This window comes from Methyloversatilis sp. XJ19-13 (genome assembly GCF_024580155.1).
In the GTDB taxonomy this organism is placed as follows: Bacteria; Pseudomonadota; Gammaproteobacteria; order Burkholderiales; family Rhodocyclaceae; genus Methyloversatilis.
This window is the reverse complement of the sequence record NZ_JANINH010000033.1, coordinates 1-10,486: the sequence shown is the minus strand read 5'-3', so window position 1 is coordinate 10,486 and position 10,486 is coordinate 1. Positions and strand designations below refer to the sequence as shown.

Genomic DNA, 10,486 nt, shown 5'->3' with positions numbered 1-10,486 from the left:
CAGGAATACACCGGCGATCGCCGCATGCAGGATGGCGAGGCTCTGCCAGGGATGCAGGTCGTGCAGCAGGTGGGCGCCCTTGACCGGGGCGACCGGATGCCAGTCGATGAACTGGCCGGCCGTCATGGCGATGGACAGCGCCATGATGAAGCCGATGCTGACGTTGCCGGCGATCGATATCCACTGCGTGCGGCTGACCTGTGCCGCCAGTTCGACCAGCACGCCCAGGCGCGCGTCCCGGCTCTGCTTGCCATCGAGCGCGGCGGCCAGCGTGGCAGCCGTCATCGCCGGCTGTTTGGTGGCGATGGTCAGGTGCAGGATATGGATCAGCACGAAGCCCAGACCGTAGTCGAGGCTGTAGGCGACCGCTTCCCACACCGGCGGCAGACCGAGTTTTGAAATCAGGATCTTTATCAGCGCCATGACACCGATGATCACGCCGGCGCCGGCTGCGGCGCGGAACATGGCGATGAACTCGCTGCGCGTGCCGGTCACATAGTGCTCACCCGAACGGCTGGCCTGCTCGGTCACCCGGCGTGCCAGCAACTGGGTCGTGCCGGCGAACAGGTCGCGCAGGCTGTGGCGCCTGTTTTCCTGCTGCACCAGGCGCAGGAAGAAGTCGATCGCCCGGGCACGCAAGGTGGACGGGTCGTCGGCCGCATCGGGCAGCGCCAGCGTGCGCAGCAGGCGCAGTCGGTCGGCGATCTGTTCGATGCGCGCGAGCAGGAACACCAGATTCACGCCTACACCGGCTTCGCGCGAGCGCCGCCTGATCGTGTCGACATAGCTGCTGCACTGTTCCAGCAGCACCTCGAAGTGGCCGTCGTGGGGTTGCAGCGTTTCGCTGCCCGCGTGCAGCCGGATCAGTTCGCGCACCTCGTCGCTCTGCGCGAGGAAGGGCGATTCGTGCCGCGCCAGCGCCGGCATGTAGCGCAGCAGCGCCGGTTCCATGCCCAGTGCGGCCAGCCGGTGCGACGCCATGCGCATGGCTTCAAACAGTTCGTGCCGGCACTGCCGGCGCGCTGCTGCAAAGGCCTCGCCGTCGAGCTCCAGTCGCTCGAACAGCGTCTCCCAGTCTTCGCGCGGAATGGCCACCATCCATTCGCCGTCGTCGGGGCCGTCGAACACTTCGCTGAACAGGTCGCGCAGGAAGTCGTCATTGATCGCCGGCGGCAGCATGCGGCCGAGCACACGGCTGATGAGGCCGCTGAAGAAGCCCTGATTGGCCAGCACGCCGGATTCGGAATACAGCGTGCGGTGCATGCGCGACACCAGCACCGTCTTCAGGTAGTGCGACAGTGCTGCGGCGAGGTCCGGGCGGCTGGCAAGCAGGCGCAGCAGGCCGTGAAAACGCGATTCGGCCGCCGCCACGCCTTCGCGGCCGTGCGGGCGGATCAACGCGACCAGGCTGGTCAGCCGGTCGCCACTGCTGTCGTCCGCGCGGCGCGCAGCGTCCTCAAGCAGGGCCTGCAGGGCCGACGTGTATGCGTTGTTGGCAGAGGTCATGCGAAATCCATGCGGAAACAGTCGGATCGAAACAACCCCGCTGCGCGGGGTCAGGCTGGTTCGGCAACAGACGTCGAAGCCGCGAGGCGGCCATCGACCAGTTCGATGCGACGGTCGCAGCGGGCGGCCAGTCGCGGGTCGTGCGTCACGATGAGGCAGGCGCTGCCCCGCTCGCGATTGAATTCACGCAACAGCGCGAAGATATCATCCGCGGTGTGCGTGTCGAGATTGCCGGTCGGCTCGTCGGCAAGGATCAGGCGCGGTGACAGCGACAGCGCGCGGGCGATCGCCACCCGCTGCTGCTGACCGCCCGACAGCTGACCGGCCTTCTTGTATTCGTGGCTGGTCAGACCGACCCGCGCGAGAAGGTCATGTGCCACGGCCTCGTCCTGAGCGGTCGCCACGCCGTGCGCGATGATGGCCGGCATCATGACGTTCTCCAGCGCCGTGAAGGCCGGCAGCAGATGATGGAACTGGAATACGAAGCCGATATGACGGCCGCGCAACACGGTCAGCGCCTGTTCGTTCAACCCGGTTGTCGACTGTCCGGCGACCGAAAGTTCGCCGGCAGTGGGCGGCTCCAGCAGGCCGATCAGGTTCAGCAGTGTGCTTTTGCCTGAGCCGCTGGGGCCGATCAGCGCACAGAATTCGCCCTCCGCAAGATCGGCGTCGATGCCGTGCAGCACCTCGGTTTCCACCGGCGTGCCGATGCCGTAGGACTTGCGCAGGCCGCGCATCGAAATGATGGCGGGTTTGCCGGCTGCATCTGTCATGCACGGATCGCCTGCACAGGGTCCATCTTGGCGGCGCGGCGCGCCGGAATCAGCGCCGCCAGCACACCGACCGCCAGCGCGATGCCGGCCGCTGACAGCGCGATGCCGGTGTCGAGCTGAGGCTCGAAGATGGGCGCGCCGTCACCGGTGCGGTAGATGGTCGAGAAGATCTGCAGCAGTGCCCAGGCCAGTCCGACGCCCGACAGCGCACCGACGAACCCGACCAGCGCACCCTGCAGCAGGAACACGCCCATGATGCGGTTCGAGCTGGTGCCCATGGCGCGCAGGATGCCGATCTCCTTCTGCTTCTGCACCACGCTCACCACCAGCACGCTGGAAATGCCGAGCGCGACGATGATGATGACGAAGCTGCGGATCAGGTTGTTCGACACTGACTGGTTGCGCAGTGCCGCCAGCAGCTGCGAATTGGTCGTCATCCAGCTGTCCACCGTCATGCCGCTGCCCGCCTGCAGCCGCGCCGCCACCTCGCTGGCATCAAAGATGTCGGTCACCGTGATGTCGATGTTGGAGACGCCGCCCGGCAGATCAAGCAGCGACTGCGCGAGCTTCATCGTCGTGAACACCCAGCGCCGGTTCAGGTCCTTGTTGCCGATGTCGAACAGGCCGGTCACCTGCAGCAGTTCATCGCGCCCGCCGGCGGCGCGCAGGAACACCTTGTCGCCGACCGTCACGCCGAGGTCCTTTGCCAGTTCGGTGCCGATGATGGCATTCGTGCCCTCGACCTGGAACTTGCCACGCACCATATAGGTGTCCATCTTGACGATGCGCCGGTAGCGGTCGGGTTCGACGCCAAGCAGTGCGACCGACTTGCTGGCGCGCCCGCGCAGCGCGAACGCCGGGCCGCTGACGACAGGTGATACAGCCACCACGCCGGGCTGCTCCTCGGCCAGTTTCACGATGGCTTCCCACTGGTCGATCGAACGCAGCCGCTGCGCACGCGGCTCGATCACCGCAGTGCTTGCGGGATCGGTGCGGGCGCGCAGATTCATCTCTTCGAGCGGCCGCACGACCACGTGTGCCTGGCTGCCCAGCACGCGGTCGATGATGGTGGATTGCAGCTGGGCGATCAGCTGAGACAGGAACACGATGACCGCCACACCGCCGGTCACGCCGAGCAGGATGAGTGCAGTCTGCATGCGCCCCTCGCGCAGGAAGCGCAGCGCAACGAGAAATTCGAACGGAAGTCTCGGTCTCGCCATTGTCAGATGCAAGATGCAGGATGAAAGCGGCAAGTGAAAACCGGGCCGGTTTGACTTGAATCTTTCATCTTGAAACTTTCCTCTGTTTGACCCTGATGCGGTCGCCGTCGAGGGCGCCGCCGGCGGGCAGGATGGCGACGTCGCCTTCGGTCACGCCTTCGGTGATTTCGATGCGGCCGACGCCGCGCAGGCCGGTCTTCACCGGCACTTTCACCGCCTCGTTCGCGCGCGCCAGCAGCACCCAGGGTTCGGGCGTTTCGACGTCGCGCACCGCTTCGAGCGGCAGCGACAGCGCCGACTCGCTGCGACCGATCACCACCTCGACCGACACTGTCATGTCCGGCTTCAGGAAGGCCGGTGGTTCGGGCACGCGCAGGCGTACTTCGACCGTGCCGCGCTGGGCATCGATGGCCGGCGCGATGTAATAGACAACGGCTTCGAAGGCCTGGCCGGGGAAGGCGTCCGCCACCGCCTGCGCGCGCGCGTCGAGCCGCAGATGGCGCAGGTTCTTTTCGTCCAGCGTGGCATAGATGCGGGTTTCGCCGGATTGCGCCAGCGTCAGCAGCGCGCGCCCGGCCTGGGCTACGTCGCCCGGCTCGGCGTCGCGCGCGACGACCAGCGCGTCAACCGGCGCCCGCAACGTGAGCAGGTCGCGCCGCGCCTGGGCCGACGCCAATGCGGCCTGCGACTGGGCCAGCCGCGCCTGCGCGCCCTGCCGCTCGGCGCCACGCGGCAGGCTGGCGTCGCGCTGTGCCTGCGCGGTGCGCAGCTGGGCGCGTGCGTTGTCGAGCTGGCGCGCGGCCTCGTCGAGTTTCGACGGCGAGAAGAACTGCTGCGCCACCAGCGTCTGCGCGCGCTGATACTCGGCGTCGGCCACCTTAAGGTTGGCTTCGGCTTGACGCACCGCCTGCTCGGCCACCGGCAGCGTGACGGCGTCGGTCTGGCGCAGGCGCGCCTGCGACTCCTGGATCTGGGTGCGCGCCTGTTCGACCGCCGCTTCGGCGTCGGCGCTGCGCAGCATCACCAGTGCGTCGCCCGCCTTCACCTGTGCGCCTTCGCGCACCGCGACAGCGTCGATGATGGCGGTGACCTGGGTGCCCAGTTCGATGCGCGCCGGCGTGGCGATGCGGCCGGTGGCCACGACGCTCTGGGTCAGCGGCGCGCGTGTGACGGCGGCGGTATCCACCGCGATGCCGCGTGGCCAGAACAGCCATGCAACGAGCACTGCAGCGGCCAGCAGCAGCGCGATCAGATAGCGGGATTTCATCGGGAAGAAGACGTCAGGGGCGGAGGTTCAGGATCGGAGGTTCAGGATCGGAGGTTCAGGACGGAGCGTCGAGCAGGTTTTCGATCAGCGCATCGAGCGCCGCATGGTCGGGAATGCCGATGATTTTCCTGACCACCTGGCCCTGCCGGTCGATCAGGTACGTGGTCGGTGTGGCATTGACGCCACCAAAACCGCGCGCCACGTCGCCAACCGGGTCGAAGCCTACGCGAAACGGCAGCGCCTCGCGACGGGTGAAGGCCTGCACGTGGCTGGGCGCGTCGTAGCTCATGGCCACGGCGACCACGTCGAGGCCGCGTGCCTGATAGCGGTGGTGCGTGTCGGCCAGCGCCGGCATGCCGCGGATGCACGGCGCACACGAGGTCGACCAGAAGCTGACCAGCCTGACCTGACCCTGCGGCTGCGAAAAGTCGACGCGACCGCCGTCGAGCAGCGCAACAGGCACGGCCGGCGCCGCATCCGGAAAGCCCTGGCCGCGCAGCAGCCAGACCAGACCGAGCAGCACCGCCAGCACTATCGGTGACATCCATTTGCGGGACATAATCGTTGAGGAGTTCCGGTTAATCAGTTTGTTCGTTCAATCAGAAGGATTTCGATCATGCGTGCGATTGTCGGTTTTGTGGCCTGTCTTGTCATGTGTACCCAGGTGTGGGCCTTGTCGCTGTCCGACCTCACCGACAAGGACGCCGGCGGCGGCCTCAAGGAGGCGCTGACCCAGGGTGCGGCCAAGGCGGTCGACATGCTGGGCAAGCAGGATGGCTTCCTGAAGAACAAGGCGGTGAAGATTCCGCTGCCGGACGGTCTGCAGCAGGCCGAAAAGCTGATGCGCACCTTCGGCATGAAGAAGCAGGCCGACGAACTGATCACCGCGATGAACCGTGCCGCCGAGGCTGCCGTGCCCGAAGCCAAGCAACTGCTGGTCGGCGCGGTCAAGGACATGAGTGTCGACGACGCCAAAAAGATCCTGACCGGCGGCGAAACCTCCGGCACCGAGTATTTCAAGGGCAAGACATCGGCCCAGCTGAAGGAACGTTTCCTGCCCATCGTGCAGCAGGCGATGGACAAGGTGGGCCTGGCCAAGAGCTACGAGAAATTCGCGTCCAAGGGCGCGAAGTATGGCGTGATCAGCAAGGAAGACGCCGATCTCGACAACTACGTGACCGAAAAGGCGCTCGACGGCCTGTTCAAGATGGTGGCCGAAGAAGAGAAGGCGATCCGCAAGAATCCGGTCGGCGCTGCCGGCAGCCTGGCGAAGAAGGTGTTCGGCGCGCTCGGCCGGTAAGGGCAGCCGCAGGTGTCGCGTTTCATCCACCTCCTGCTGTGCCTGGCGCTGTGTGCGCCGCTCGTGTCGTGGGCGCAGGTGAAGCTCGACATCATTCCACTGAAGCACCGGACGACCGATCAGGTGCTGCCGGCGCTGCAGCCGCTGGTCGGCGAAGACGCCGCGCTGTCGGGCGCCAACAACCGCATCTTCATCCGCGCCGACGCCGCCACGCGGCTGGCCGTCAGGCAGGCGATCGAGGCGATCGACACGCCGCTGCGCAGCCTGATGATTTCGGTGCGCCACGACAACGACGACTCGATCCGGCGCGAGGGCGCCGCCGTGTCGGGCGACGTGCGCGCGGGCGGCGTGTCGGTCGGTGCGGCTGACGGCGGCGAAGGTAGCCGTGAAGGGGGCGCAGTCATCGAGGGCCGCAGCGGCGACAGCCGGGTCGCGACGCGCGTCTGGTCGACCCGCGGCAATTCGGCCGACCGGCTGTCGCAGCGGGTGCAGGTGGTCGAGGGCGGCTCGGCATTCATCCAGGTCGGCAGCTCGATTCCGGTGCCATTCACGCAGATCATCGCCGGTCCGCGGGGTGGCGCCATTTCGCAGGGTACCGAGTACCGCGACATCGGCAGCGGCTTCTACGCCCTGCCGCGCGTCAATGGCGACCAGGTGACGCTGGACATTTCTCCGCAGAAGGAATCACTGTCGGAGACGCAGTACGGCGAAATCCGCACCGCGCGGCTGGTCAGCACGGTGCGTGGCCGGCTCGGCGAATGGATGGAGCTGGGCGGCAGCGGCTACAGCGAACAGATCGACCAGCGCGGCATCACCCGCTACGGCACGCGCGACGCGCAGTCGCAGCGCCGGCTGTGGGTGAAGGTCGATCTCGTGCGGTGACCTTCATGAATTTCCTGAGCCGAGCTTAATTCCGCTGGCGAGGCGTGATGCCGGGGTGCGGTCGATACTGCAAGGGCGTTGCAACACAACGCAGTTTTTTCAAACGACCATCAGGAGACAAACATGAACTGGCAAACCCCCAAGGCTACCGATCTGCGTTTCGGCTTCGAAATCACGATGTACATCGCCAACCGCTAAGGTGGCGAGGACCCGGCGAGTGGTAGCTCCCGGGTCCCCTGCAGCACCGGTCCGCGCGAGGCGGCCGGCGAGACGAATACCGTGACGCGCCCTGGACGGGCGCGTTGCATTTAAATCAGAGTGTCCGCACACGGATACCGGAGGAGGGGCATGCGACTGCACGTACTGGGGTCCGGCGCGGGCGGCGGTTTCCCGCAGTGGAACTGCAACTGTCACAACTGCGACGGCCTGCGCAAGGGCACGATCCGCGCCACGGCGCGCACCCAGTCGTCGATCACGGTGACCGGCGACAACGAGAACTGGGTGCTGTTCAATGCGTCGCCCGACATCCTGACCCAGTTCCAGCAGTTTCCCGAACTTCAGCCGGCGCGCGCGCTGCGCGACACCGCGGTCAAGGCCATCGTGCTGATCGACGGCCAGATCGACCACACGACCGGCCTGTACATGCTGCGCGAACACCGCCAGCCGCATGAAATCTGGTGCACGCCGCCGGTGCAGGAAGACCTCACCCAGGGCAATCCGCTGTTCCGCCTGCTCGGGCACTACTGCGGCGTGAACTGGAATGCGTTGCCGATCGACGAAAGCGTGTTCGAGATGAAGCACGTACCGAACCTGCGCTTCCATGCCCATCATCTGCGCAGCAACGCGCCGCCCTATTCGCCGCGGCGCGACAAGCCGGTGCCGGGCGACAACATCGGCGTGACCATTGAAGACACGAAAACCGGCCGCAAGATCTATTACGCGCCGGGTCTGGTCGACATCGAGCCGCACGTGTGGGCGGCGATGCAGGCGGCCGACGTGGTGCTGGTCGACGGCACGTTCTGGACCGATGACGAAATGATCGCGCTCGGCGCGTCGAAGAAGTACGCACGCGACATGGGTCACCTGCCGCAGACGGGCGAAAACGGCATGATGGCGTGGCTCGACAAGCTGCCGAAGACCACGCGCAAGATACTGATTCACATCAACAACACCAACCCGATCCTGAACGAGGACAGCGCGCAGCGGCGCGAACTGGAATCGCGCGGCATCGAGGTGGCTTACGACGGAATGGACATCACCGTATGAGCACGCAACAACCCTGGAACCACGCGGAATTCGAGGCGCAACTGCGCGACAAGGGCGGTGCGTATCACATCCACCACCCGTTCAACGTCATGCTCAACACCGGCAAGGCGACGCCGGAACAGATCCGCGGCTGGGTGGCGAACCGCTTCTATTACCAGATCGCGATCCCGGTGAAGGACGCCGCCATCCTGTCTAACACCCCGGACCGCGAAATCCGCCGCCAGTGGATACAGCGCATCCTCGATCACGACGGCTACGAAATCACCGCGCCGGACGGCACCACGGTGCGCGACGAGGGCGGCATCGAAGCCTGGATCAAGCTGGGCGAAGCGACCGGCCTGACGCGCGAGGAAATCGTCGATCTGCGCCATGTGGTGCCGGGCGTGCGTTTCGCTGTCGACGCCTACATCAACTTCGCCCGCCAGCGGCCGTGGCAGGAGGCGGTGTGCTCGTCGCTGACCGAACTGTTCGCCCCCAAGATCCACAAGGAGCGGCTCGCCAACTGGCCCGAGCACTATCCGTGGATCGAATCGTCCGGCCTGATGTATTTCCGCAATCGCGTGTCGCAGGCGCGACGCGACGTCGAACAGGGCCTCGCGGTCACGCTGAACCACTTCACGACGCGCGCCGAGCAGGAACGCGCGCTGACCATCCTGCAGTTCAAGCTCGATGTGCTGTGGACGATGAACGACGCCATGGCCAACGCCTATGGCGTCAACACCTGACCCGGTGAGCGAAACAATGGCAATCACGACTGCAACCGTGCCGAAGGTGGGCCGCAACTTCCGCATCCAGTGGGAACCGGCGCAAGACGCCTATGTGCTGCTGTATCCGGAAGGCATGGTGAAGCTGAACCAGAGCGCCGGCGAAATCCTGAAGCGCTGCGATGGTGCGGCCACTGTCGCCGCCATCATTGCCGACCTGGAAGCGACCTTCAACGCGCAGGGGCTGGAAGCCGACGTGATCGCTTTCGTCGAACTGGCCGAGCAGCAGAAATGGGTGGACCTCACATGACCGACCTATCCGAAGCCGTGGCGGTGCAGGACACCGCGAAGATCGGCCCGCCGCTGTGGCTGCTGGCCGAACTGACCTACCGCTGCCCGCTGCACTGCGTGTATTGCTACAACCCGGTCGATTTCGCCAAGACCGAAGACGAACTGACGACCGAGCAGTGGTTCAAGGTGCTGCGCGAAGCCCGTGAGCTCGGTTCGGTGCAGTGCGGCTTCTCGGGTGGCGAACCCATGCTGCGCGACGACCTCGAAGTCATCGTCGCCGAGGCGCACCGCCTGGGCTACTACACCAACCTGCTGACATCGGGCGTCGGGCTGAACGAAAAGCGCATCGGCGCGCTGAAGGAAGCCGGACTGGACCACATCCAGCTGTCGTTCCAGGACTCGACGCGCGAAATGAACGACTTCCTGTCGTCCACCCGCACCTTCGACCTGAAGCGCCGTGCGGCCGACATGATCAAGGCGCACGGCTATCCGATGGTCATGAACTGCACCATCCATCGCCACAACATCGACCACATCGAAGCCATCCTGCAACTGGCGTCCGACATCGATGCCGAGTACGTGGAACTGGCCAATACCCAGTATTACGGCTGGGCGCAGGTGAACCGCGACCAGCTGCTGCCGTCGCGCGAACAGCTCGAACGCGCCGAGCGCATCACCAACGAGTGGCGCGAAAAGCACGGCACCAAGATGAAGCTGTTTTTCGTCGTGCCCGACTATTACGAAAAGCGGCCGAAGAAGTGCATGAATGGCTGGGGCAACATCTTCCTGACCATAACGCCGGACGGCAAGGCGCTGCCCTGCCACACCGCGCGTATGTTGCCCGGGCTGGAATTCCCGGACGTGCGCACCTCGTCCATCCGCGAAATCTGGTACGAATCCGAAGGCTTCAACCGCTACCGCGGCACTGGCTGGATGAAAGAGCCCTGTTCCAGCTGCCCGGAGAAGGAAAACGACTACGGCGGCTGCCGCTGTCAGGCCTACATGATCGCCAACGACCCTGCCGCGGCCGACCCGGTGTGCGACAAGTCGCCCCTGCACAACCGCATCACCGAAGTCGTCGACCGTGCCCAGATCGCCGGCAACGCGGCACAGGTCAAGCCCTTGATCTACCGCGGTCCGAAGGAATCGCTGCAGCTCGACCGGCCCTTCTGACGTCGGCCGAACACACCGGCTGAAGCACAGGCAAAAAAACGGCCCCCTGCCGGACAGTGCAGGGGGCCGTTTCAATTCCAGCCGGCGGCGCGGGGGCGCCGCCA

At 65.7% G+C, this 10,486-nt stretch carries 12 protein-coding genes; 7 read left to right on the top strand and 5 right to left on the bottom strand.

All coding sequences use genetic code 11. The features are described 5' to 3' along the window. From NMQ14_RS19480 to NMQ14_RS19460, 5 genes are all read right to left on the bottom strand, one after another. A partial coding sequence (locus NMQ14_RS19480) for a site-specific recombinase (RefSeq protein ID WP_257098493.1) occupies nucleotides 1–1,506 on the bottom strand: 1,506 nt, incomplete at its 3' end. A gap of 50 nt (nucleotides 1,507–1,556) precedes the next feature. After that, nucleotides 1,557–2,279 (bottom strand): ABC transporter ATP-binding protein, encoded by a 723-nt coding sequence (locus NMQ14_RS19475; RefSeq protein WP_257098492.1) that lies wholly within the window; start codon nucleotides 2,277–2,279, stop codon nucleotides 1,557–1,559. Continuing rightward, nucleotides 2,276–3,499 (bottom strand): FtsX-like permease family protein, encoded by a 1,224-nt coding sequence (locus NMQ14_RS19470; protein ID WP_257098491.1) that lies wholly within the window; start codon nucleotides 3,497–3,499, stop codon nucleotides 2,276–2,278. Before NMQ14_RS19470 ends, NMQ14_RS19475 begins: the two co-directional genes overlap by 4 nt. Nucleotides 3,500–3,563: 64 nt before the next feature. Continuing rightward, nucleotides 3,564–4,766, bottom strand: coding sequence for an efflux RND transporter periplasmic adaptor subunit (locus tag NMQ14_RS19465; RefSeq protein WP_257098490.1), 1,203 nt, complete (start codon nucleotides 4,764–4,766; stop codon nucleotides 3,564–3,566). 55 nt (nucleotides 4,767–4,821) lie between these two features. After that, on the bottom strand, nucleotides 4,822–5,310 hold the full coding sequence (locus NMQ14_RS19460; protein ID WP_257098489.1) for a TlpA disulfide reductase family protein: 489 nt from the start codon (nucleotides 5,308–5,310) through the stop codon (nucleotides 4,822–4,824). A gap of 72 nt (nucleotides 5,311–5,382) precedes the next feature. Here NMQ14_RS19460 and NMQ14_RS19455 point away from each other — a divergent pair, with 72 nt between their 5' ends. The 7 genes from NMQ14_RS19455 (at nucleotide 5,383) to pqqE (ending at nucleotide 10,382) form a co-directional block, all read left to right on the top strand. Further along, nucleotides 5,383–6,066, top strand: coding sequence for a DUF4197 domain-containing protein (locus NMQ14_RS19455; RefSeq protein ID WP_257079845.1), 684 nt, complete (start codon nucleotides 5,383–5,385; stop codon nucleotides 6,064–6,066). A gap of 12 nt (nucleotides 6,067–6,078) precedes the next feature. After that, nucleotides 6,079–6,948: a hypothetical protein gene (locus NMQ14_RS19450; RefSeq protein ID WP_257098488.1), complete on the top strand. Its 870-nt coding sequence runs from the start codon at nucleotides 6,079–6,081 to the stop codon at nucleotides 6,946–6,948. 123 nt (nucleotides 6,949–7,071) lie between these two features. Continuing rightward, a complete protein-coding gene (pqqA, locus tag NMQ14_RS19445; RefSeq protein ID WP_083224124.1) occupies nucleotides 7,072–7,146 on the top strand; it encodes a pyrroloquinoline quinone precursor peptide PqqA in 75 nt (24 codons plus the stop codon). Nucleotides 7,147–7,296: 150 nt separating this feature from the next. Continuing rightward, nucleotides 7,297–8,214, top strand: a complete 918-nt coding sequence (pqqB, locus tag NMQ14_RS19440; protein WP_257098487.1) for a pyrroloquinoline quinone biosynthesis protein PqqB — start codon at nucleotides 7,297–7,299, stop codon at nucleotides 8,212–8,214. After that, the gene (gene pqqC / locus NMQ14_RS19435) at nucleotides 8,211–8,939 is read left to right on the top strand and encodes a pyrroloquinoline-quinone synthase PqqC (protein ID WP_257098486.1); all 729 of its coding nucleotides are present in this window, start codon (nucleotides 8,211–8,213) and stop codon (nucleotides 8,937–8,939) included. Before pqqB ends, pqqC begins: the two co-directional genes overlap by 4 nt. Before the next feature lie 16 nt (nucleotides 8,940–8,955). After that, nucleotides 8,956–9,228 (top strand): pyrroloquinoline quinone biosynthesis peptide chaperone PqqD, encoded by a 273-nt coding sequence (gene pqqD, locus NMQ14_RS19430; RefSeq protein WP_257098485.1) that lies wholly within the window; start codon nucleotides 8,956–8,958, stop codon nucleotides 9,226–9,228. After that, nucleotides 9,225–10,382, top strand: coding sequence for a pyrroloquinoline quinone biosynthesis protein PqqE (pqqE, locus tag NMQ14_RS19425; RefSeq protein ID WP_257098484.1), 1,158 nt, complete (start codon nucleotides 9,225–9,227; stop codon nucleotides 10,380–10,382). Before pqqD ends, pqqE begins: the two co-directional genes overlap by 4 nt. The last annotated feature ends 104 nt before the right edge of the window (nucleotides 10,383–10,486 follow it).

Excerpts from the sequence above, each read along its gene's own strand:
- pqqC (WP_257098486.1), top strand. The coding sequence starts at position 8,211 with ATGAGCACGCAACAACCCTGGAACCACGCGGAATTCGAGGCGCAACTG.
- pqqE (WP_257098484.1), top strand. The coding sequence starts at position 9,225 with ATGACCGACCTATCCGAAGCCGTGGCGGTGCAGGACACCGCGAAGATC.
- pqqB (WP_257098487.1), top strand. The coding sequence starts at position 7,297 with ATGCGACTGCACGTACTGGGGTCCGGCGCGGGCGGCGGTTTCCCGCAG.
- NMQ14_RS19465 (WP_257098490.1), bottom strand. The coding sequence starts at position 4,766 with ATGAAATCCCGCTATCTGATCGCGCTGCTGCTGGCCGCTGCAGTGCTC.
- NMQ14_RS19455 (WP_257079845.1), top strand. The coding sequence starts at position 5,383 with ATGCGTGCGATTGTCGGTTTTGTGGCCTGTCTTGTCATGTGTACCCAG.
- NMQ14_RS19470 (WP_257098491.1), bottom strand. The coding sequence starts at position 3,499 with ATGGCGAGACCGAGACTTCCGTTCGAATTTCTCGTTGCGCTGCGCTTC.
- NMQ14_RS19475 (WP_257098492.1), bottom strand. The coding sequence starts at position 2,279 with ATGACAGATGCAGCCGGCAAACCCGCCATCATTTCGATGCGCGGCCTG.
- NMQ14_RS19460 (WP_257098489.1), bottom strand. The coding sequence starts at position 5,310 with ATGTCACCGATAGTGCTGGCGGTGCTGCTCGGTCTGGTCTGGCTGCTG.
- pqqD (WP_257098485.1), top strand. The coding sequence starts at position 8,956 with ATGGCAATCACGACTGCAACCGTGCCGAAGGTGGGCCGCAACTTCCGC.